Origin of the sequence: Bradyrhizobium sp. LTSP849 (assembly GCF_000938255.1) — a bacterium.
Classification (GTDB): Bacteria; Pseudomonadota; Alphaproteobacteria; order Rhizobiales; family Xanthobacteraceae; genus Bradyrhizobium.
On record NZ_JYMR01000055.1, the window covers coordinates 67,758 to 90,143 of the forward strand.

General features: G+C 63.8%; 21 protein-coding genes. 10 read left to right on the forward strand and 11 right to left on the reverse strand.

Annotation, left to right across the window (positions count from 1 at the left end; genetic code table 11):
- Window positions 1-34 precede the first annotated feature (34 nt).
- From UB31_RS36330 to UB31_RS36345, 4 genes are read right to left on the reverse strand one after another with little or no spacing between them, the layout of a single operon-like run.
- Window positions 35-496: a chemotaxis protein CheW gene (locus UB31_RS36330; protein WP_197090903.1), complete on the reverse strand. Its 462-nt coding sequence runs from the start codon at window positions 494-496 to the stop codon at window positions 35-37.
- Window positions 496-2,556, reverse strand: coding sequence for a chemotaxis protein CheA (locus UB31_RS36335; protein WP_045014339.1), 2,061 nt, complete (start codon window positions 2,554-2,556; stop codon window positions 496-498). Before UB31_RS36335 ends, UB31_RS36330 begins: the two co-directional genes overlap by 1 nt.
- Window positions 2,553-2,918, reverse strand: a complete 366-nt coding sequence (locus UB31_RS36340) for a response regulator (RefSeq protein ID WP_044999604.1) — start codon at window positions 2,916-2,918, stop codon at window positions 2,553-2,555. The genes UB31_RS36335 and UB31_RS36340 overlap by 4 nt, the downstream gene beginning before the upstream one ends.
- Window positions 2,918-3,241: an STAS domain-containing protein gene (locus tag UB31_RS36345; protein WP_044999606.1), complete on the reverse strand. Its 324-nt coding sequence runs from the start codon at window positions 3,239-3,241 to the stop codon at window positions 2,918-2,920. Before UB31_RS36345 ends, UB31_RS36340 begins: the two co-directional genes overlap by 1 nt.
- A 286-nt stretch (window positions 3,242-3,527) precedes the next feature.
- Here UB31_RS36345 and UB31_RS36350 point away from each other — a divergent pair, with 286 nt between their 5' ends.
- The 3 genes from UB31_RS36350 (at window position 3,528) to UB31_RS36360 (ending at window position 7,694) form a co-directional block, all read left to right on the forward strand.
- A complete protein-coding gene (locus UB31_RS36350) occupies window positions 3,528-4,679 on the forward strand; it encodes an HD domain-containing phosphohydrolase (RefSeq protein WP_045014340.1) in 1,152 nt (383 codons plus the stop codon).
- A gap of 185 nt (window positions 4,680-4,864) precedes the next feature.
- A complete protein-coding gene (locus UB31_RS36355) occupies window positions 4,865-5,533 on the forward strand; it encodes a hypothetical protein (RefSeq protein WP_045014341.1) in 669 nt (222 codons plus the stop codon).
- Between the two features lie 10 nt (window positions 5,534-5,543).
- Entirely contained in the window at window positions 5,544-7,694 is a 2,151-nt protein-coding gene (locus UB31_RS36360; RefSeq protein ID WP_045014342.1) for an adenylate/guanylate cyclase domain-containing protein, read from the forward strand.
- A 7-nt stretch (window positions 7,695-7,701) separates the two neighbouring features.
- On the opposite strand, the gene pobA is transcribed toward UB31_RS36360, so the two are convergent.
- The gene (gene pobA, locus UB31_RS36365) at window positions 7,702-8,874 is read right to left on the reverse strand and encodes a 4-hydroxybenzoate 3-monooxygenase (protein WP_045014343.1); all 1,173 of its coding nucleotides are present in this window, start codon (window positions 8,872-8,874) and stop codon (window positions 7,702-7,704) included.
- Window positions 8,875-8,927: 53 nt separating this feature from the next.
- Between pobA and UB31_RS36370 the strand changes: the two genes are divergently transcribed.
- Window positions 8,928-9,830, forward strand: a complete 903-nt coding sequence (locus UB31_RS36370; protein ID WP_045014344.1) for a helix-turn-helix domain-containing protein — start codon at window positions 8,928-8,930, stop codon at window positions 9,828-9,830.
- A gap of 15 nt (window positions 9,831-9,845) precedes the next feature.
- Here the strand turns inward: UB31_RS36370 and UB31_RS36375 are convergent, their stop codons facing one another.
- Complete coding sequence (locus tag UB31_RS36375) at window positions 9,846-10,796, reverse strand: GlxA family transcriptional regulator (protein ID WP_502691319.1); 951 nt, start codon at window positions 10,794-10,796, stop codon at window positions 9,846-9,848.
- Window positions 10,797-10,936: 140 nt separating this feature from the next.
- Here UB31_RS36375 and UB31_RS36380 point away from each other — a divergent pair, with 140 nt between their 5' ends.
- Together UB31_RS36380 and UB31_RS36385 are read left to right on the forward strand one after the other, a co-directional pair.
- Window positions 10,937-11,650: a DJ-1/PfpI family protein gene (locus tag UB31_RS36380; RefSeq protein ID WP_045014346.1), complete on the forward strand. Its 714-nt coding sequence runs from the start codon at window positions 10,937-10,939 to the stop codon at window positions 11,648-11,650.
- Between the two features lie 39 nt (window positions 11,651-11,689).
- Window positions 11,690-12,079 carry a hypothetical protein gene (locus tag UB31_RS36385; protein WP_045014347.1) on the forward strand — a complete coding sequence of 130 codons (390 nt, stop codon included), beginning with the start codon at window positions 11,690-11,692 and terminating at the stop codon, window positions 12,077-12,079.
- Between the two features lie 68 nt (window positions 12,080-12,147).
- Here the strand turns inward: UB31_RS36385 and pcaG are convergent, their stop codons facing one another.
- Together pcaG and pcaH are read right to left on the reverse strand one after the other, a co-directional pair.
- Complete coding sequence (pcaG, locus tag UB31_RS36390) at window positions 12,148-12,774, reverse strand: protocatechuate 3,4-dioxygenase subunit alpha (protein WP_045014348.1); 627 nt, start codon at window positions 12,772-12,774, stop codon at window positions 12,148-12,150.
- A 4-nt stretch (window positions 12,775-12,778) separates the two neighbouring features.
- Entirely contained in the window at window positions 12,779-13,561 is a 783-nt protein-coding gene (gene pcaH / locus UB31_RS36395) for a protocatechuate 3,4-dioxygenase subunit beta (RefSeq protein WP_045014349.1), read from the reverse strand.
- A gap of 97 nt (window positions 13,562-13,658) precedes the next feature.
- Between pcaH and UB31_RS36400 the strand changes: the two genes are divergently transcribed.
- The 4 genes from UB31_RS36400 (at window position 13,659) to UB31_RS36415 (ending at window position 18,724) form a co-directional block, all read left to right on the forward strand.
- Complete coding sequence (locus tag UB31_RS36400; protein WP_045014350.1) at window positions 13,659-14,588, forward strand: LysR family transcriptional regulator; 930 nt, start codon at window positions 13,659-13,661, stop codon at window positions 14,586-14,588.
- Between the two features lie 257 nt (window positions 14,589-14,845).
- Complete coding sequence (locus tag UB31_RS36405; protein WP_050044928.1) at window positions 14,846-15,772, forward strand: putative nucleotide-diphospho-sugar transferase; 927 nt, start codon at window positions 14,846-14,848, stop codon at window positions 15,770-15,772.
- 99 nt (window positions 15,773-15,871) lie between these two features.
- On the forward strand, window positions 15,872-17,176 hold the full coding sequence (pncB, locus tag UB31_RS36410) for a nicotinate phosphoribosyltransferase (RefSeq protein WP_045014351.1): 1,305 nt from the start codon (window positions 15,872-15,874) through the stop codon (window positions 17,174-17,176).
- A gap of 234 nt (window positions 17,177-17,410) precedes the next feature.
- Complete coding sequence (locus UB31_RS36415; RefSeq protein WP_045014352.1) at window positions 17,411-18,724, forward strand: GGDEF domain-containing protein; 1,314 nt, start codon at window positions 17,411-17,413, stop codon at window positions 18,722-18,724.
- Between the two features lie 32 nt (window positions 18,725-18,756).
- Here the strand turns inward: UB31_RS36415 and tcuB are convergent, their stop codons facing one another.
- From tcuB to tcuA, 3 genes are read right to left on the reverse strand one after another with little or no spacing between them, the layout of a single operon-like run.
- On the reverse strand, window positions 18,757-19,860 hold the full coding sequence (gene tcuB, locus UB31_RS36420) for a tricarballylate utilization 4Fe-4S protein TcuB (protein WP_045014353.1): 1,104 nt from the start codon (window positions 19,858-19,860) through the stop codon (window positions 18,757-18,759).
- A 30-nt stretch (window positions 19,861-19,890) separates the two neighbouring features.
- Window positions 19,891-20,919, reverse strand: a complete 1,029-nt coding sequence (locus tag UB31_RS36425; protein WP_045014354.1) for an alpha/beta hydrolase — start codon at window positions 20,917-20,919, stop codon at window positions 19,891-19,893.
- Between the two features lie 27 nt (window positions 20,920-20,946).
- Window positions 20,947-22,338, reverse strand: a complete 1,392-nt coding sequence (tcuA, locus tag UB31_RS36430; RefSeq protein ID WP_045014355.1) for an FAD-dependent tricarballylate dehydrogenase TcuA — start codon at window positions 22,336-22,338, stop codon at window positions 20,947-20,949.
- Between the last annotated feature and the right edge of the window lie 48 nt (window positions 22,339-22,386).

The following is a 22,386-nucleotide window of genomic DNA, read 5'->3' on the forward strand; positions in this document are numbered from 1 at the left end:
CCCCTAGTCCTTTTGGCCCCCCAGGGACCTCATTTCAATTCAGGATGCGTTCCATGTTGGGAACGATGACGAACTCTTCACGCCACTTGGTGATGAAGCGGATGAACTCCGGCTTCCAATGCATGCCGACGCGCGGCGTCTGCTGCACGTCGGTTTGCGAAATCTCAGTGACCTCATAGACCTTGTCGGCGGTGACGCCGACAAGCACCGGCTCGCCGTCGATCTCGATCTCGATGACGACGATGCGCGTATCAGCAGAATCTTCGGTCTGCGGCATGCCGAAGCGGATGCGGAGATCAGCGAGCGGAATGACGTTGCCGCGCACGTTGATCACGCTGGGAACGAAGGACCGCGCACCGGCCACCTTCGTCACCGGAACGGGGTCGATGATCTCGCGCACGAGGCCTGCGTCGAGCGCGAACTTCTCCTCGCCAAGGCCGATCATCACGACCTGCATCGCGTCGGCCCGATGCTCGCCGGCCAAACCATCGTTCATCACGCCGCCTCGCTGATGTGTTTTTCGACCTTCGACTGCGCCAGCACGACGAGCTGCGCGACGTCGAGGATCAGCGCGGCCGTGCCGTCACCCAGAATGGTCGCGCCGGAGAAGATCGTGACGTCCGAATGCAGCTTGGAGAGCGACTTGATCACGGTCTGGTGGTTGCCGATGATCTGGTCGGCGACCAGCCCGACGCGGCTTTCGCCGGTCGAGATGATGATCGTCTTCTGGTGCCGGTCGGGCGATCCCGACGAGGACATGATCTCGCGCAGCCTGAGGAAAGGCACGAGGTTGCCGCGTATATTGAGGAAGTTGCGGCCACGGGAGCGCTCGTCCTCGGCCGTCAGCTCGACGCATTCCTCGACCGCCGACAGCGGAATGATGTAGCGGCCTTCACCGACGCGGATGAGAAGGCCTTCGATGATCGCAAGCGTCAGCGGCAGGCGCAGGGTCACGGTCGTGCCCTGGCCCGGCCTGGTCGTCAGGTCGATCGAGCCGCGCATGTTCTCGATGGTGCGCTTGACCACGTCCATGCCGACGCCGCGGCCGGACAGCGCCGAGATCGTCTGCGCGGTCGAGAAGCCCGGGTGGAACAGGAACTGGTGGATCTCGTGATCGGACAGCGTGGCGCCGACCGCGATCAGCCCCTGCTCCTCCGCCTTGGCTCGGATACGCGCGGTGTTGAGACCGCCGCCATTGTCCTTCACGGTGACCAGCACCTGCGCACCGGAATGGACGGCGGCGAGCTCGATCCGACCCTGCTCGGTCTTGCCGTTGGCGGCGCGCGTTGCGGTGTCCTCGATGCCGTGGTCGATGGCGTTGCGGATCAGGTGCACCAGCGGATCGGCCAGGCACTCGATCATGGTCTTGTCGAGCTCGGTGTCCTCGCCCGTGGTGACGAAATCGACGGGCTTCGACAGATCCCGCGACAGGTCATGGATCAGGCGGCGGAAGCGGCCGAACAGCGAGCCGATCGGCACCATGCGCGCGCCTATCGTGGTGTCGCGCAAGGAGGAGGCGAGGCGCTCGATTTCCTCGGCGATCATCTTGATCGAGAGATCGGAGCCGGAGGCAGCGAGCTGGGTCAGCCGGGCCTGTGCGATGACGAGCTCGCCGACCCGGTCCATCAGTTCGTCGAGACGCTCGGCCTGGACGCGAACGGTGGCAATGTCGCGCTTGCTCTCGGGCTTCGACTCAGGCTTGGATTCAGATTTGGTCTCCGCCTTTGCGACGGGCTGCACGGCGACGGGCGCAGCAACAGCCTCAACCACCGGCGCAGGCGTCTCCACTACCCCGGCCGATTCCTCATCGAGGGGAAGGAACAGCGGCGCCGGCGGCGCTTCGACATGCTCCAGCGGTGCGAGCGTGAGCTTCAGCTCGTCCTGGACGAACATGAAGACGTCGTCGATCGCATCCTTGTCGCAGGCCGCGTGCAGCTTGACGTCCCACTTCAGATAGCAGTCTTCCGGGTCCATCTCATCGAGGAACGGGATGCCGTCGGTGATCGGCACGACGAAGCAGGGGCCGAGCTTGCAGAGATCTTCCAAGAGATCGAGCGGGTTCGAGCCGTTGCGCAGGATGTGGGATTCGAATTCCAGATAGAGATGCCAGCCAGCCTGCTTGCTCTCGGCGGGGGCCAGCGGCGGCGCTTCCGCGATCTCGGCGACCGGCGCGGCGGGCTGGTCGGACAACACGAAGCGTTTGAGGTCGTCGAGAATGCCGTCGCCGATGACGTCGTCGGTCGACTGCGGATCCTCGATCAGCGCGCGGATATAGTCCTTGGCGGCGAGCGCGACCGAGATCAGCTCCTGGGTCGGCTTGATCTCGCCCTTGCGGACGCGGTCAAAGGCGGTCTCGAATTCGTGGGTGAAGGAGGCGACCTTGTCGAAGCCGAACATGGCGCCCGAGCCCTTGATGGTGTGCAGGGCGCGGAAGGCGGAGTCGACCAGTTCGCGGTCGTCGGGACGCAGGCCGAGGTCGAGCAAGGCCCCTTCCAGGACTTCGAACAGCTCGCTGGCTTCCTGACGAAAGACCTCGGTCGGGTCCATGACGTTCATGCGCGCACCAGCTTTGCGACGACGGCCAGCAATTGCTCCGGCTTGAACGGCTTTGTGATCCAGCCGGTGGCGCCGGCGCTTTTGGCTTCCTGCTTTACCGTGTCGTTGGATTCAGTCGTCAGGAACACGATGGGCATGCCGACCGCGCTCGGCAGCTTGCGCAGCGCCCGGATCAGCTCCAGCCCGTTCATGACGGGCATGTTGAGGTCGGTGATCACAAGATCGAGCTTGCCGGCCTGCGCCTTGGCAAGCCCCTGCGCGCCGTCACCGGCCTCGATCACGCTGTGACCGGCCGGCTCGAGCACGACCTTGATCATCTGCCGGATACTTGGGGAGTCGTCGACGGTCAGAATCGTGGCCATTAGGTGCCATCTTTCTTTTGCGGAAAATGCTGATCGATCATCGCGTCGCTCGAGAAGCCAGCGCGGCGAAGGGTATTGCGCAGAGATTGGGAGAATGAGGTGAGCACCACCGGGCGGCCCTGGGCCTCGCCTGTCTTCGCGGTCGACAGCAGCAGCTGGATCGAGGTCACGTCGGCCTTGTCGACGTTGGAGCAGTCGATCTCCAGTCGGTCCTGCCGGCCGAAAGCCTCGCGAATGAGGTCATAGACGCTGCGGATCGCAGCGATGCTGCAATCTGCAGGCAGCCGTAGGGACCACTTCGGCTCAGTCACATCAGACGACATCCGTCCCCCAAATTCCCCGGGATTCGCTGCACGCATGGCGAGAATCCCGCGCGACAACTATTCGCGAAGGAGAGTGTGCAAACCCCTAACGGCTGCCACCGTACAACTACGGGTCACAAACCGAAAAACTTCCCGTTTGCATGCATACGTGCATAGCGCGCTCGAATCGCATGCGCTGCGCGCAACCTTGCGGCTGCTCGCCGCGGCATGGATGTTTGCTCCGCGTTAAATTGCACCCGCTATTCGTTGAGGTCATGCCTCGCTATCCGAACGAGCCCGGCCGCCGATGCTGACCCAAGCGCTTCTGGTTGATGACAGCCGCTCTGTCCTCAATTTCCTGAAACGGCATATCGAAGCGGAAGGCCTGGTCGAGGCCACGACCTTCCTTGACCCCGTCGAGGCGCTGGCCTGCGCGCGCGACCGCGTGTTCGATCTCGTGCTGGTCGACTACGAGATGCCGCATATGGACGGCATCAGCTTCATCCGCACCTTCCGCACCCTGCCGGGCTGCGCCGACATCCCGATTGCGATGATCACCTCGCGACAGACCGATGACATCAAGATGGAAGCGCTGCAGGCTGGTGCAACCGATTTCCTGCCCAAGCAGCCGCAAAGCGTCGAGATGACGGTGCGCCTGCGGAATTTGATTCAGCTTGGTGCAGCCGTGCGCAAGCTCAACGATCGCGCCGCGCATCTGGCCAGCGAAGTCGCGGCCGCAACACGCAAGCTTGGCGAGCGCGAGGAGGAGATCATCCTGCGGCTCGCGCTCGCGGTCGAATATCGCGACAACGACACCGGCGAGCACACGCTGCGGGTCGCCCGGTACAGCCGGGTCATCGCCGAACAATTGGGCCTGCCGCCCCGGCTCTGCCGCGACATCTATCTTGCCGCGCCCTTGCATGACGTCGGCAAGGTCGGCATTCCCGACCATATTCTCCTCAAGCCCGGCCGGCTGACCAACGAGGAGATGACCGTGATCCGCACCCACGCGACGATCGGCGAGAAGATTTTGGCCGACTCCAACTGCGAGCTGATCCAGCTCGGTGCGCAGATTGCCGCAGGCCATCATGAGCGCTGGGACGGCGCTGGCTATCCGAACGGGCTCAAGGCGGACGAGATCCCGGTCGCCGCCCGCGTGGTCGCGGTTGCCGACGTCTTCGACGCGCTGACGACGCGGCGACCATATAAAGAGCCGATGCCGCTCGAGGTCGCCCTCGACTATCTGGTCGAAAACCAGGGACGGCAGTTCGACCCGGCCTGCGTCGAGGCCTTTCTGTCGCGCTGGGAGGAGGTCGTGGAAATTGCCGCCGGGCAGCCTGCGACGCCGTCGCAGAGATCCGAGGCCGTCCTCTCACCCTTTATACAAGGCGCGATACAAGGCGAGACCGGAAGCCGTCCGAACCAGGACCACACGCCCGAGGCCGCCGCGGCGGTGTGACATCGCGCATCGTGTAACGGTTTGCCAAAGCTCCGTTTTCTGCCATCACGGGTTTGAACCTCTTCCTGCTAGAGTGGACCAATAACAAGAGTGATTCTGATCACACTTGCCTGTGCCATCCGCTGCTAAGCTTCTGGCCAGGGCGGGGATCAATTGCATATCGTTCGAATTGGATGGGAAAGCCCATGAGAAGCCTGATCGGCACCATTGTCGGCGTGTTTTGTTTCGCCGCCCCCGCCATCGCGGAAACGCCGGCCGCGATCGTCGAGGACGTGCAAGGCAAAGTCGACGGCGTCGAGTTCATGGACTATGTGGCGCCCGGCAAGATCATCAAGCTCGGACCCAAGGCAGGCATCACGCTCAGCTATCTCAAATCCTGCCTGCGCGAGACCATCAGTGAAGGCGTCGTCCTGGTCGGCGCCGAGCAGAGCACGGTCCAACTCGGCAATGTGCAGCGGGTCAAGGTGCCCTGCGACGCCAGCGCGGCGCAGCTCTCCGAACGCGAGGCGAACCAGAGTGCAGCGACCACGTTCCGCACCATGCGATCCGACGGCAAGGCAGCGCCGACCAAGTTGCCGACGATCTACGGCACAGCGCCGCTGATCCAGGCCAAGAGCGGCAGCACGCTGGTGATCGAACGCACCGACGGCAAGGAGCCCACGATCAGCGTTCCGCTCAAAAACGAGATCATGGTCGGCGGCAAGTTCTATGACTTGACCAAAACCGGGAAGTCACTGACCCCGGGCGGAACCTATCTCGCAACGCTCGGCACCAAACACTACGCCTTCCAGGTCGACGCGAGCGCAACCTCGTCGCCGACGCCGATCGTCGGCCGTCTGCTGCGGTTCGAATAGCCGACCCGCGATGCGGCGGATCGGCAGGCGGGACATTGTTGCAGCGATCCTGATTGCGCTCCTTGCGGGCGCGCTCTTCACGTCCCCCCCGCTCCAGACGCTCCAGGGACTCTCCCTCGACATCCTCACGGCCATGCGCTGGAAGCTGATCGGCGACCGCCGCGATGCCGCGTCCTCTCCGGTCGTCGTGGTAGCCATTGATGGGGAGACCTACGACACCCCGCCGTTCAAGGGGTCGCCGACGCAGACCTGGACGCGCGAGATCGGCCGGGTGCTCGGCAGCATCACGGAGGGCGGCGCCAAGGTCATTGGCTTCGACGTGATCTTTCCAAGCTCGATCGAGCAATCGGAGATTCCGTTTGGCGACGCGTCGCTCGGCGCCCGCATGAAGGGCTTCGACCGGGATTATCTGATTGCCCTGCGGCAGATGTCCGACAGCGGCAAGCTGGTGCTCGGCGAAGTCCAGAGCAAGGACCATCCGGACAGACCCTACCGCGCGCAACAACTGGCGGTGAAGAACAACATCCGCGCCCTCAACGTGTATACGGACATCGACGACGTAATCCGGCGGATGCCGCTGAGCTTCTCGATCGAGGGCAAACCGGTCCCTGCGATGGCTGCCGAGCTGGCCGCACGCGCGCTTGGCGCACAGCCCGAAACAGCGTCGTCCGGCGCAACGGAGCTGTCCGGCTATGCTATCCCGAGCGCGGTGCCGAACACGCTCACGCTCAACTTCCGCGGCGTAGGGCGCGACGTTCCGACATATTCATTTGCCGACCTGCGCGCCTGCGTCGACAAAGGCGACCGCGATTTCTTCCGCCGCGCATTCGACGGCAAGGTCGTTCTGCTCGGCACCATCCTCAATTTCGAGGACCGCAAGCTTACCTCGGTGCGGCTGTCCGGCGGATATGACGGGACGCCGGGCGCACGATGTGCCCTTCCCGCCCCGGCACAAGCGGCGCTGCAAGCGCGCAGCGACATCGCCGGCGTCCTCGTGCATGCCACGGCGGTCCGAAATCTGATGGAACGCGATGCCGTGATCGAGCTCGGCTTTCCCCTGCGAACCATTCTGACGATCGTGTTCGCGGCGCTCGCCGCACTGGCGGCGTGCCTGCTGGCGCCCACGGGAGCCGCCGTCGCCTGGCTCGCGCTTGTCGTCGTCTATGCAGGTCTCGCCCTTGCCCTGTTCGAACGTGCAGTCGCGTTGCCCCTGACCGAACCTGCGCTGGCAGGCCTTGCCGCACTCGCGATGATGATCGGCTTCCGCTTCATCATCGCTGATCGCGAGGAACGTTTTCTGCGCAAGAGCTTTGCGTTCTATCTCGCGCCCGAGGTGATCAACAGCATGGTCACCTCCGGCAAGATGCCCGTCCTCGGCGGCGAGATGCGCAACATCACCATGTTCTTCTCGGACCTCAGCGGTTTCTCGTCGATTGCCGAGAGGATGACACCGAGCGAGCTGGTCGCCTTGATGAACGAATATCTGTCCGCGATGACCGACATCATCGAAAGCCATGGTGGCTATGTCGACAAATATATCGGCGATTCCATCGTCGCCATGTTCGGCGCCCCGGCCGATGATCCCGATCATGCACGGAACGCAGTCGCTGCCGCGCTTCAATGCCGCGACAAGCTGGAGGAGCTCAACCAAAGCCATCCCGCGTTCCGGGATCGCGGCCTAGCCCATCGCATCGGGCTGAACAGCGGCGAGGCCGTGGTCGGCAATATCGGCTCGCGCCGGCGCTTCAACTACACCGTGATGAGCGACACCGTGAACCTCGCTTCGCGGCTCGAAGGCGCCAACAAATATTTCGGCACGACGATCATGGCCTCGGAAATGACCATGAGCCAAAGCCGCGGCGCTTATATATGGCGCGAGCTGGACACGGTCAGGGTGCAGGGACGCGACAAGCCGATCCGGGTGTACGAGCCGCTGGCCGACGTGAACCAGGAGACGCAAGAGCAAGGCCTGCGCGCGGCGACCTACGCCAGGGGACTTGCATGCTGGCGCGCGCGCGACTTCGCGCAAGCCGCCGATGTATTCGAAAGCGCGGCCGTCGACGATCCGCCGTGCAGATACTTTGCAAAGCGTGCCCGGGCATTGGCGGCGAATCCGCCACCAGCGGACTGGACGCCAGTGAATACGCTGGAAGGGAAGTAGCAGCCGCCTAAAACGGCAGCCCCACATAATTCTCCGCAAGCAGGCGCTGCGCGGCCTCTGACGAAAACAGATAGTCCAGCTCCGTCTGCTGAAGCCGGTCCTCATAGTCGGAACGGTCCGGGAAGCGGTGCAGCAGCATCGTCATCCACCACGAAAAGCGCTGTGCCTTCCAGATCCGCGCCAGTGCCTTGGCCGAATAGCCTTTGAGCCCGGAATCGTCGCCATGCTGATAATGCGCGAGCATCGCGTGGTAGATATAATAGATGTCGGAGGCGGCGCTGTTCAGCCCGCGCGCGCCCGTGGGCGGCACGATGTGTGCGGCGTCGCCAGCGAGGAACAGGCGGCCATAGCTCATCGGCTCGGCGACGAAGCTGCGCAAGGGCGCGATGCTTTTCTCGATCGAGGGCCCCGTGATCAGCCGCGTGGCGACTTCGTCCGGTAGACGGCGCTTCAGCTCGGCCCAGAACGCATCGTCGGACCAGCCCTCGACCTTGTCGGTGAGCGGCACCTGGACGTAGTAGCGGCTCAACACCTGTGAGCGCAGCGAACAGAGCGCAAAGCCGCGCTCGTGCTTCACATAGATCAGCTCCGGCGACACCGGCTTGGTCCGCGACAGCACCCCTAACCAGCCGAACGGATAGACCTTCTCATATTCGCGCAGGACGTCGTTCGGGATCGACTTGCGGCTGACGCCGTGAAAGCCGTCGGCACCGACGATGTAGTCGCAATCGACGCGGATCACCTGCCCGTTCGATCGATAGGTCACGTAAGGCCGCTCCGACGTCAGATCGTGCGGCGTCACGTCCTCGGCATTGTGCACGACCCTGCCACTGAGCCGGTCGCGCGCCTCGTAGAGGTCGCGCGTCAGCTCGGTCTGGCCGTAGACCAGTACCGAATTTCCGCCGGAATGCTTGTACAGGTCGATGTGCGAGAGCACGCCGTCATGGGCGATCTCGAATCCCCCGTGGATCTCGCCTTCGCGGTCCATTCGCTCGCCGCACTGCGCCTCGCGCATCAATTTGGCAAAGCCGTGCTCGAGTACCCCGGCACGGATGCGGGCCAGCACGTGGTCGCGGCTGTATTTCTCCAGCACGACGGTGTCGATGCCCTTCAGGTGCAGGAGCTGGGACAGCAGCAGCCCTGACGGCCCGCCGCCGATGATGCAGACCTGAACTTTCATTTTTGCGTCCTCCCGTCCACGCTTTTTTTTTGCAGATTCCGTAGTCCGGACCGATGGAGGGTTTCGCCATTGTCTTGTACAATTCGAACATGAGAACAGCAGCCCCCGCCCCGGCCATCCGGGTCTACAATCTGTTCGGCGAGTCCGGCGATTTGCCCGACGTGGTCCACTGCGAGACGATTGCGTCCCGCTCGGTGCTGCACGACTGGACGCTGGCCGTGCACCGGCACGCCCGGCTGCACCAGGTGCTGCTGATCGAACGCGGCGGCGGCGAGGCGACGCTCGATGGCCGCGTGGTACCGCTGAAGCCGATGCAGATCGTCAACGTGCCGATCGGCCACGTCCATGGCTTCCGCTTCGTGCCCGACACCCAGGGCTGGGTGCTGACCATCGCCGCGGAAATTCTGGACGAAGCGCTGCTGGCCGCCGAGGGCCTGCGCAGCGCGCTGTCGCAATCGGCCGTGGTGCGCGGCACGCCGCAGATCCGCGCCACCATGAAGCAGATCTTTGCCGAGCACGCCGCACGCCATTTCGGCCGCGCACATGTGCTGCGGGCATTGTCGGCGGCCATGATCGGACTAGTGGCGCGTGCGCTCACAAGCGAGAGCGGCAGCAATGGCATTGCAGAATCCGGCCTGTTCCGTCGCTTCGAGGCCTTGCTGGAGCAGCATCATCTGGAACGCTGGAGCGTGGTCGACTACGCCAAGGCGCTATCGATCACGCCCACCCATCTCAACCGCGTGACGCGCGCAGCGACCGGCGATACCGCCTCGCATCTGATCCTCAATCGATTGATCCGCGAGGCGCGGCGCAACCTCGTCTACACCAACCTGCCGATCTCGACGATCGCCTATGCGCTCGGCTTCGAGGACCCCGCTTATTTCAGCCGGGTCTACGCTGCTGCGACAGGCCTGTCACCGCGCGACTTCCGCGCGCAGCTCCATGGCGACGAATAGCAAGCCTGGTCCAATTCAGGAGCCGAACCTCCGGCGATAGTCCTGCGGCGCGGTGGCCAGCACGCGCAAAAAGCTGCGGCGCATCGTCTCCTCCGACCCGAAGCCGCAGCGCTGGGATATCCGCTTCACCGGCTGACGCGTCTCCGACAGCATCCGCCGGGCAGTTTCTACCCTCAATCGCTCGATGGCGCGCAGCGGTGTCAGGCCGGTGGCTCTGGCATAATGCCGGCTGAAGCTGCGTTCGCTCATGCCGGCCTGACGCGCCAGTCTTGGCAGCGACAGATCGCTGGCGAGATGCGTGTTGATCCAGTCGTGCAGTGCGCCGAATTCGTCTTCGGCCGATTGCAGCGACAGCGCCTCGCTGAACTGCGCCTGCCCGCCCGGCCGCTTGAGGAAGACGACGAGATAGCGCGCCACGGCGAGGGCCGTGGTGCGGCCCAAATCCTCCTCCACCAGCGCCAGCGCGAGGTCGATGCCGGCCGTCACCCCTGCCGACGTCCAGATTGTACCATCGCGTATGAAGATCGGATCGGACTCGACGCGTATGGCGGGGAAGCGTCGCGCGAGCTCGGCGCAGTATGACCAATGCGTCACCGCGCGCCGCCCGTCGAGCGCGCCGGATGCACTGAGCAAAAATGCACCGGTGCAGACCGACGCTACGCGCCGCGCCTTCTTCACGCGCTGCCGCAGCCAATCCAGCAGCGCCGGATCGGAGGCGGCAAGGTCGACACCCGGGCCACCCGCGACCACCAGCGTATCCAGCACACTTGTGCCGCGCGGAAGCGGCTCTGTTGCAATCTCCAGTCCCGACGACGCCGCTACCCGCACACGATCTTTCGCCACCACCCGAAGGGTATAGGGCGGCGTTCCGCCGGCCTCCACGACCTGCTCGTTGGTGGTCGCGAACACCTGGAGCGGCCCGGTGACGTCGAGCAACTGCACCGCCGGGTAGGCCAGCACTTCAATCACGCGAGCGGCGTTACCCCGACCAGAAAGGCGTGCATCGCGAGACATGGAACTTGGCGGGAAACGAGGGGACTTTGGCATCTCAGCCACAGCGTGCCCCGTTAGGTTGCGGCTGTCCAGCTTCGAATTGAGAGCAACCCATGATCCCGCATGAGACGCACCTGCAAATCGGATCCCTGCTGTTCGACGGCCTCGATCAGATCGACCTGACCGGTCCCTTCGAGGTGCTGTCGCGCATTCCGAGTGCGACCTATCGCGTCTACGCCAAAACGACCGCCCCCGTTCGCGACGTCAGGGGCTTGCACCTGACGCCGGATGCGACGTTTACCGACGCACCCCGGCTCGATGTGCTTCATGTGCCGGGCGGCTTCGGCCAGGAAGGCGTGATGGAGGACGACGAGGTTCTCGCCTGGATCCAGCGGCAGGCTGCGGGTGCGCGCAGCGTATTTTCAGTTTGCACCGGCGCTCTGCTGCTCGGCGCGGCGGGACTGCTCAGGGGACGGCGGGCGACGACCCATTGGGCTTCATTTCACCTGCTGCCATTGTTCGGTGCCATTCCCGTCAACGAACGGGTTGTGATCGACGGCAACTGGATCTTTGCCGCCGGCGTCACCGCCGGCATCGACGGGGCCCTGCGGCTCGCGGCCGAACTCCGCGGCGACGACGTCGCGCGCGCGATCCAGCTCTACATGCAGTATGCGCCGGAGCCGCCGTTCGACAGCGGCACGCCGGAGCGTGCGCCGGTCGCCATCCTCGACCAGGCGAAACTTGCTGTGGCCGACATCACGGCGCAACGAGAGGCGACCGCCCGACGGGTTGCCGCAAGGCTCGGGATCGCCCCATCCAATGGCTAATTCACAAAACCTCACATTCAATCAATCAAAGGAGAGACCATGATTACGAAGACCTTCACAAAGACCGCCCCGCCGGAATGGCTTCTCGCGATGTGGAAGGAGATCGACGACAAGACGTTCGGCAAGGGGTTCGACTGTTTCGCAGAAGATGCGATCTGCAATCTCGGTGTCGCCGACTGGCACGGCCGCGAAGCAATCCGCAACAATTTGCGGCAGTTCATCGACCGCGGCTTCACCGCGCTCCACGACGTCGTCGAGTTCTGGGACAGCCCTGAGCTCAAGATCTTCCACGGCAAGGTCGCTATGCGCTTCGACGATCCCAACATCGCAGCCGTGCGACCGACCATGGCCCATTTCTTCTATATGGACGAAAGGGATCCCACCAAGGTCAAGCACTGGATCGGCGCCGTGGGGCCGACCGGCTTCTAGCTTGCAGATCATGACAACAGAAGCGGCCCCATCTTCGGACGGGACCGCTTCATTTTGGGCGGGATCAATCAGACGTCGAAGAACACCGTCTCGTCGGGCCCCTGCAAATTGACCATGAAGGAATACACGATCTTGCCGGCCCGCTCGCTGCGGGCAGCGATCAGTGTCTTGCGACGGACCGGCGGCTCCACGAGATTGAGCACGGGATCGGCGGCATTCGCGGCCTCTTCATCCGAGAAATAGAGCCGCGTGTTGAGGCCGATATTGATGCCGCGCGCGACGATCCAGATGTTGACGTACGGCGCGCATTTCCGGCCCGCTCTGTCGATGATCGCGCCCGGCTTGATGGTCTCGAACGTCACCAGTCCGCTCTCGAAATCGGAGCCGGCGCGGCCCCAACCGCGGAAATCTTCGTCCAGTGCGCTGGCCGAACGATCGGCCGGATGGTTGTAGTGGCCGGCCGCGTTGGCCTGCCAGATCTCCAGCAGCACGTCGCGCAGCACCGTGCCGCTGCCGTCGATCACCTTGCCTTCCAGCGTGATGTGTTCTCCAAGCGTGTTCGGCGTCACCAGCACGTTGGAAAAATTCTTGTCAAAGATGTCGAAGCCGGCCATGGCCGGGATCAGGCCGATATGGACGTAGGGCCCGGCAGTCTGCGAGGCGGTTTCCTTGAGATAGTTGAACGGCTGCGGCATTGGCTCAGTTCCCCTCGGTGCGATTTTCGAAATAGGTGGAGCGCTGGCCGCGCAACACGATGTCGAAGCGGTAGGCGAGAGAGTCGAACGGCGTCGAGGCATTGAGGTCGAGCGGCGCCACGAGGCGGTCGAGGGCATCCTTGTCCGGGATCGTCGTCAGGATCGGGCAGACCGGGATCAGCGGATCGCCCTCGAAATACATCTGCGTGATCAGCCGCTGCGCAAAGCCAGAGCCGAACACCGAGAAGTGGATGTGGGCGGGACGCCAGCTGTTGACGAAGTTGCGCCAGGGATAGGGCCCGGGCTTTACGGTGCGGAAATAATAGTAGCCGGTATCGTCCGTCAGCGCGCGGCCGCAGCCGCCGAAATTCGGATCGATCGGCGCGAGATACGTATCCTTCCTGTGCCGGTAGCGGCCGCCGGCGTTGGCCTGCCAGAACTCGACCAGCGTGTTCGGCACGCCGCGCCCGGTTTCGTCCAGCACACGGCCGTGGACGATGATGCGCTCGCCGACGGGGTCGCCGTCCTTGGCGTAGTTGCGGATCAAATCGTTGTCGAGCGGCCCGAGATCGTTGTGGCCAAACACCGGCCCAGTGATCTCCGAGACCGAGTTCTCGATCGACAGCAGCGCCTGGCGCGGCGATCGCAGCACCGAGGATTTATAGCCGGGCGCATGCGCCGGCGGGTGGATGGAATGGTCGCGCTGGAAGAAGCCGCCGTCGCGCGGCGTGAACGGCTCGGGGCGGTTGAGGCGGGGATCCCTTAAGGCTGGCGCCTGGGCATTCATCGGAATTGTCTCTCCCTGTGGCGTCCCGGGGTCCGGGCGCGCGGCTTATCGGGAGAGCATGGGCCGGTCTATTCCCCGGATAAATAGATCGATTATAATGAATCCCATGAACAAAATCGATCATTTGGCGCTCGACGGCCGCGCGCTCGAATTGTTCCTGACCGTGCTGGAGGAAGGCTCGGTGACGGCGGCCGCGACACGTCTCGGCCTGACGCAATCGGCCGTCAGCCACGCCCTGAACAAGCTGCGGCGGATCGCCGGCGATCCGCTGTTCGCAAAATCCGGCCGCGGCATTGTCGCGACCGCCCATGCCCAGGCACTGGCCGCGAAAGCGCGTGCGCTGATCGACGAGATGCGGAGCTTTGCCGGCGGGGTCACGTTCGAGCCCGCGCTTGCGCAACTTTCGCTGACAGTTGCCGCGAACGACTTGCAGCGCGACCTGCTGCTGCCGCGTTTCTTCGATCATGTTGCAGCTCAAGTGAAGAGCCTGAACCTGCGCGTGATCCCATCGCAATCGCCCTCGCCTGCGATGCTGCGCGAGAACCGCTGCGACCTCCTGATCACGCCGCTGCCGCCGTCCGGCGTCGACATCATGCAGAAGCGCCTGCTGCGGGATCATTACGTCTGCTATTACGACGCCAAGGCGCGCACTGCTCCGGCCGGCCGCAGCGCCTATCTCGCGGCGTGCCACATTACCGTAGTCTATACCGACAACGAGCGGCTCGACTTCGATCGCCAGCTTGCGGCCAACGGCTTCCACCGGGACATCGCCATCTCCGTGCCGAGCTTCTCCGGCGTGCCGCCCTTCCTGCGTGGCTCGCAGATGCTGGCGAGCATGCCGAGCCTGCTCGCCTCCGGCGTCATGCGCGGATTTGCACATGCGCAGATTCCGCTGGCCTCGCGCACCAGGACGCTCGCGGAGCTGCCGATGTTCATGGTCTGGCACCAGCGTTATCAGAAGGACCTGGCGCATCGCTGGATCAGAAGTCAGCTCGAGGCCGTGGCGGCGACCGCCGCGGGGGGATGACCAAGATTCCGAACTGGTTGCGTCCGATCGGCCACACCCGAAGCCCGGAAATGATGATCAAACGCGATGGCTGACCGAGCTCAACCGAATGGTTGATGCGAGGCCCGCGATTTCGCGCCAAGGTTCCGCTCATCAGGCTGTTCGACGCGATGTAGAGGCACGAAGTCGCGAGATCACACGATCCTCGAACCGCATCTGCGAGCGGGCTCTGATCACAAGATCGATGGAACGCCAGGACGGGCGTTCGGAGAATTTTCATGCGGCCAAGCGTGTGCCTTCTGACCGCCTACGACTCCGTTCAACAGCCGCTCGCCGCCCTCACCGTTCCCCGCATGCAAGCATTCGCCGAGGCGCATGGCTATCAAATGCGCATCATTCATGGAGACAATTGGAAACGTCCGCGCGGATGGCTGAAGATCGAAGTGATCCGGGCCGCGCTTGAAGACAATTTCGACTTCGTGCTCTGGATGGACGTCGACGCCATCGTGCTTCGCAACGATGTCGACGTCAGGACGGCGGCGGTCGACGACGCTCATCTGCATATGGCCTGGCACGGTCCGGATACATCCGAGATCCTGGCCGCGGATTTCGTTCCGCACTTCAATTCGGGCGTCATGCTGATCCGTGTGCACGACTGGTCACGCGAATTTTTCAGGCGGGTCTGGGAGATCGACGAATTCCCGCATCCCTGGTTCGACCAAGCCACCATGCTCCACCTTCTCGGTTACGATGCATGTGTGGGGCTTGGACCGGACCGTCCCGACGAGCCGAACCGATCCGGTGTCGCGCGTCTCGACACCGCCTGGAATTCGATTCCCGGCCTCGCCACCGTGCCCGACCCGATCGTTCACCACTATGCCGGGATCAGCAATCCATCGACACGGCTCAAGATCGTCGAGGCGGATATCACGACCGCGCCGTTACGCGAACGGCAGGACGCTCATTTGCGCCAGGCGTTCGCCCGCCAGTTCAGCCTGTGGCGGGAAGACGCCGCGATGCGCGACTGGGTCACGGCGGAGCGAGATTCGGCCCTGGCCGAGCTCCAGTCCGTTGCGGCCGAGCGGCACGGATTTCTGGCGGAGAGGGACGACGCGCGGGCGCAACTGGCGGCGGTCCGAAGCTCTACCTCCTGGCGGCTGACCGCACCGTTGCGCAGGGCGAAGGAATGGCTTCCCCGCCGCTGAGGCGGCCGCCGACTCGGCGCCGCCGCCGAGGGCCTGGCGTTACCCAGCCCCTCGCCAAACCCACTGGTTGCGCGCGGGCGGCCACGCTAGAATTGCCCCATGACAGTGACCGATATTGCGAGCCGGACGTACAATCACAGCTGGCGGCTGGACCCCATCATCCGCAGCCTGCTTGATACCGACTTCTATAAACTATTGATGTTGCAAATGATTCGGGAATCGTACCCGACTCAGCAGGTGACCTTCTCGGTCATCAACCGCTCGCGCCATGTCCGGCTTGCCGAGATCATCGACGAGGGCGAGCTGCGCGCCCAGCTCGACCATGCCCGCACCATCCGCTTCACCAAGAAGGAGCTGATCTGGCTTGCCGGCAACACGTTCTACGGCAAGACCCACATGTTCTCGGCGGACTTCATCCGCTGGCTCGCCGAATTCCGACTGCCCGAATACGAATTGCGCAAGGTCGAAGGCCAATACGAGCTGCATTTCCACGGGCCGTGGACCCACACCACGATGTGGGAGATTCCGGCACTCGCCATCCTCAACGAATTGCGCTCGCGTTCGGCGATGAAGGGCCGCGGCCGCTTCGAGCTCGATGTGCTGTTTGCCCGTGCCAAGGCCAAGCTGTGGACCAAGGTGGAGCGGCTGCGCAAGCTCGAGAATTTGCGGCTGTCCGACTTCGGCACGCGCCGCCGCCACGGCTTCCTCTGGCAGCGCTGGTGCGTGGAGGCGGTGAAGGAAGGCTTGGGTCCGTCCTTCATCGGCACCTCCAACGTGCTGCTCGCGATGGACAACGATCTCGAAGCGATCGGCACCAACGCGCATGAGCTGCCGATGGTCGCGGCCGCGCTCGCCAAGGACGACGAGGAATTGCGCTGGGCGCCCTATCGCATCCTCGACCAGTGGCGCCAGACCTATGGCGGCAATTTGCTGATCGCGCTGCCGGACGCGTTCGGCACAAAAGTTTTCCTGCGCGATGCACCGGAATGGGTCGCCGACTGGACCGGCTTCCGCCCCGACAGCGCGCCGCCGATCCAGGCCGGCGAAGAAATCATCAAATGGTGGGAATCGAAGGGTCGCAACCCCCGGGACAAGCTGCTCGTCTTCTCCGACGCGATGGATGTCGGCTCGATCGAGGAGACCTATCACCATTTTGGCGGCCGGGTACGGCTGTCCTTCGGCTGGGGCACCAACCTCACCAACGATTTCGTCGGCTGCCCGCCGGATGCCTCGATCAATCTCGATCCGATCTCGATCGTGTGCAAGGTGTCGTCGGTCGACGGACATCCGGCCGTCAAGCTCTCTGACAATCCGGAGAAGGCAACCGGTCTGCCCTCGGAGATCGAGCGTTACCTGCGTGTGTTCGGCGACGCCGGCCGCGTACGCACGCCGGTGCTGGTCTAGCGCCAACCCGAAATTCTCTCGATCGAGTAAACCGCACGCGACGAATTCGAGGCATCAATGCGCCAGTTCCGGTTTGGCGGCATTTGCAACGATCTGCGAGCATACGCTTCACAGCGCCTTCACCCTGCGACGCAGTCTCCCGGCATTTTCAAGTCGAGTTAAGCACCCTTCGCACGCAATCCGCGTTATGAGCGGACGCTCCGCTGGGGTCGTTGAGCGATTTGGGGAACGCAGGTGTTTCGCAGAACAGCGCCGTCGACGAAGGGACGCAACTTCCTTCATGTCATCAAGCTCGTCTCGCCGTTCATCGCAGTCGTCGTGCTGCAGGCGGCGATCGCCGGATTCAGCCTCGAGGTGATGTCCTCGGTCCGCGCCTATGTTGCGGGCGAAGCGATGTGGTCGCGGTCGCAGAAGAACGCCGTCTACTTCCTCAACCTCTATCTGCGTTCAGGCGAGGCGGGCCAGTTCGCGCAATACCAGACCTCGCTCGCTGTCCCCATCGGCGACGAGTTCGCGCGTTGGGCGCTCGAACGCGAACCGGTCGACGCCGAAGCCGCCCGGATCGGCTTCCTGCAAGGCGCCAACCATCCCGACGATGTGCCCGGCTTGATCTGGTTGTTCCGTTATTTCAGCCGGGTCAGCTTCCTCCAGGAGGCGATCCGGGAGTGGGCCGCTACCGATCCCATGTTGCTGGAGCTGAACGTCTTCGGCGAGGTCATCCGTTCCGAGCTGAAGAATGGTCCCATTGCGGACAGCGACCGCCTGAACTTTCTGTCGTCGCGGCTGTCCGACCTGAACAGCCAGTTCACGGGACACGCCAATCGGTTCTCGACGGTGCTGGGCGAAGGTTCCCGCGCCATCAAGCTGATGCTGACCGGCGTGAACATTGCGACCGCGGCGACGCTGATCCTGCTCCTGATCTGGCACACGCGCCGACTGGTGCTGCAACGCCAGGCGTTCGAGGATGCATTGCATGCCGAGAAGGAGCGTCTCGCCTTTCAGGCCTCGCATGACTGGCTGACCGGTCTCGCCAACCGGCGCGCCTTCGAAGCGCGCCTGCAAAGCGAGCTTGATGGCGCCGGCAAAGGTCCGCTCAGCCTGATCCTGCTCGACCTCGACCAATTCAAGAGTGTCAACGACAGCTGCGGCCATCTCGCGGGCGACCGCCTGCTCTGTCAGATCTCGCGCCTTTTGCAGCAGAATCGGCGGCCGCACGACCTGGTCGCCCGGCTTGGCGGCGATGAATTTGGCCTAATCCTGCCGCAATGCGCGCCCTACGACGCCCTCGATATTGCCGAACGGCTGCGCCGCTCGCTCGAGCTGTTCAACTTCGCCTGGGACGATTGCTGCTTTGCTATCACCGCCAGCATCGGCGTTACCTGCATCGCCGACGGCAACGCCACGCTCGAGGAAGCGATGCGGCGCGCGGATGCCGCCTGCTATCGCGCCAAAGAGAAAGGGCGCAACCGGGTTCAGGTCGACAACGGGAGACCGGACGTCGTCGTCGTCCCGTCGCGACAACGCGAGATCATCGCGGCGCGCGGCTGATCACCGTCAGCGTCGACGCAGCCCTCGTCCGGTCACGATGCGTCGGACCGCCGCTCCTGCGCATAACGCACCAGCGCCGCGAAGCGATAGATGCCGTGCACGAACTTGCCGTAGGGCATAGTGATGAACAGCGCGAACACTGCGCCGAGATGCAATGCCAGCAGCGGCCCCATGGCGGCAGTCTCACGCAGGACCAGAAGCGCGAGGCCGGTAAAGCCGGTCAGGAACAGCATGGCGATGAAGCCCACATCCATGCCGTAGCGCTGCTCGTCGAGCAGCTCAGGAGCGCGTCGTGATTTCGCGATGAACAGTCCGACGGGTCCCACGATGAGGCCAATGCCACCGAGCGTGCCGAGCACGACGGGCAGATCCCACCAGGGATACGGCGCCTCGCGTCCCCAGAGATAATGATAAAGCGTGGCCACCGACGTTGCGGCAAAACACAGCAGGAAGCCGTAGAAGGTTAGGTGATGATAGAGCTTGCGCCGGTCGGTAGGCCGCTCGTCCTCATTGTTGCAGCCGACCCCGCCGCCATGGAGATAGCGCAGCTCGCCGGCATCGCGGATCGCCTGGAAGATCGAACCTCCATCTGCGCGGCCGCCGATCGGTGTGCCGATGTCGCGCCAGAAGGCGCGCACGCTCATCACCAGCGCGAGGATCGCATAGAGGAAGGCTGCTCCGAACAGCGCGGCCATCGCGTTATGCGGCATCAGTTTGTAGAACGCGCCGGGGCCAGTGTGCACGCCGAACAGTACGCTATGGTCGTTCACGGCGGAGAAGCCGAAGATGAAGGCGGCCATGCTGAGCGCGGCGACGATGCTGATGACGAGGCCGTTGCGCGCGAAGGCGCCGGATAGCGCCTGCGGCCACGCATAAGCCGCATAGGATTCGGCCCGCGCTATCGCAAGCGTCTGCGGAACGTTGACGTTGAATTCATGCGGCGGCGAGAACTGACAATCGACGTAGCAGGCGCCACAGGAATGGCAGAGATTGGCGAGATAATTGAGGTCGCCGTCGGAAAAGGCGCGCCGCATCTCCATGGCGGGAAACACCGCGCAGAGACCCTCGCAGTAGCGGCAGGAATTGCAGACCGTCATCAGACGGTCGGCCTCGTCCAGGATTCGCGTTCCGTGCATTCGTTGCTTCCTGCCTTCGTGCCGAGCCGTTTACTTCGTCAACCCCTTGCCCACGAGCCATTTCTGGATCAGGGCGGCGACTTCGGCATTGTTCTTGTCCATCATGATCATGTGCGAATTGCCCTTGATGCCGGCTTGCGGCAGGTCAACGACATCGACGCTGCCGCCCACAGCCTTGATGGCGTCCGCAAAGGCAATGCCCCTGGCGCGGATTGTTGGCCAGCGCGAATCCCTGTCGATATAGTCGCCATAGACGATCAGCGTCGGAATGTTCTTCAAGGCATCGGCCTTGGCGGGATCACCAAGCCCGGCCGGCTCGATCGCAATCAGCGCCTTGACCTTGTCGGGCCGCGCTTGCGCCACCTTGAAACCGAAGCTACCGGCCTGGCTGTGGAACAGGATGATGGAGGGGCCGACGCGGTCGATCTCGGCGATATAGGCGGCGATAATGGCATCGTCGGTCGTGGTCCAGCGCGGCACGTTCTGCTTGACGAAATTCTCGTAGCCCTCATTCGGAAACTGGCTGCCCGGCATCAGCTTGCGCTTGGCCGGATCAGGATCGTAGGAGCCCGCGCCATCGCCGATGCGAAAGCGCTCGAACGGGTTGGCCGTGGTGAGGAATACCGGCTCGCCCTTGAAGATATCGGGGTATTGCGCCCAGCCGGCGCGGCCGCGCTCGACCGCATCCGAATTGTAGACGGCCCAGCCCTGACGCAGGAAATAGTTCAGCCAGCCCTCGCGTCCGTCCGGCGTGGTCTCGTAGGTGACGCCGGTCAGCCCGCCACCGTGCCACAGCAGAAGCGGATAGGCGCCTTTCTCGCTGGCAGGCAGAAAATACTGCACATACATCTGCTCGACCTGATAGGTGCCGTTGGGATCAACCTTCACGGGCACGCCGCCGGGCGTTAAGGTGACCTCTTTCACCGGCTTGCCGGAAATCTCCACCAGCCGCCCGCCGACATGGAACGACCCCATATCGCGCAAGGCGATCGGCTCGGCAGCGCCGGCGTGACCGACGATCAGCAGCGCGGTGATCGAAGCAATGGCAATGCGTAACATGGTTCTTCCCTGTGTCTTTTCTTGATCCTAGTTTTTCGCGTGGCGTGCCGCTTCCTGTCCTGCGATCCGCCCGAACACGCTGCCGATGGTCATGCCCATGCCGGCGGCATAGCCTTTGCCGAGCACGTTGCCCGCCATGATCTCGCCGGCCGCGAACATGTTGGCGGACGGCTTGCCGTCAGCCATCAGCATGCGCGCCTCCTTGGTTACGCGCGTGCCGAGATAGGTGAAGGTGATGCCGGGCCGCACCGGATAGGCCAGATAGGGTGGCGTCTCGATCCGCCGCGCCCAATGGGTCTTCTGAGGCGTGATGCCCTCAGTGCGGCAGTCGTCGAGAATGGTGTGGTCGAAGGTGCCGGGCTGCACTGCTGCGTTGAATTCGGTGATGGTCTTTTCCAGCGCGGCCGGATCGAGCGTCAGCTTGCCGGCAAGCTCGGCAATCGTCTGCCCGGCGATCGGCGGGAACAGCGTCGGCATGAACGAGGTGACGACGGTCGAGTCGAAGATGATGTAGGCGATCTGGTCGGGCTGCGCGGCGACCAGACGACCCCAGATCGCGTAGCGCTTGGGCCAGAGGTCCTCGCCCTCGTCGTAGAAGCGCTGCGAATGCTTGTTGACGACGATGCCGAACACGACCGAGTCATGACGCGTGATGATGCCGCCGTCGAATTTCGGCGCACGGGCGTCGATCGCAACCGCGTGACACTGGGTGGGATCGCCGACCTCCTGCACGCCCTTGGCGAGCAGCATCTTCAGAATCGAGCCGCGGTTATAGGGCGTGCCGCGGATCAGGAAATTGTCGGCGGCCTCGCCCCAATATTGCTTCAGCCATTCGATGTTGGCCTCGAACCCGCCGGCGGCCGCAACCAGCGATGTGGCTCGAATCTCGGTCTCGCCCTTGATCGGCCGCTTGAGGCGGGCGGCGAGGAACATGCCGTCCTCGATCACGAGATCGGTGACCTCGGCGTCATATTCGACGTCGACGCCGAGCCGCGCGGCGGTCAGATACAGCGCGTTCAGCATCGCGCGGCCGCCGCCGAGAAAGAAGGAATTGGTGCGGCCGAGGCTCAGCGTGCCGCCGAGCGATGGCTGCCAGCGCACGCCTTGCTCCACGATCCAGTTCAGGATGTCCTTGGACTCGCGGATCATGTGCCGGGCGAGCACCTCGTCGGTCTGCCCGCCGGTCACGCGCAGCAGATCCTCCCAAAACTCCTCCTCGGTGTAAGGTCCGGTCAGGATTTCGGTGGCGGCGTCATGGGCGCAGCGCATGTTGCGGGTGTGACGGGTGTTGCCGCCGCGATAGAACTTTGGCGCACCTTCGAGCACCAGCACGGACGCGCCGCCGCGCCGCGCCGCGATCGCCGCGCACAGCGCCGCGTTGCCGCCGCCGACCACCAGCACATCGTATTTGCTGCTCATGCCGTCTGCCCGATGCGACGAAGTTAGAGACATTCTGCCCGCCGGCGC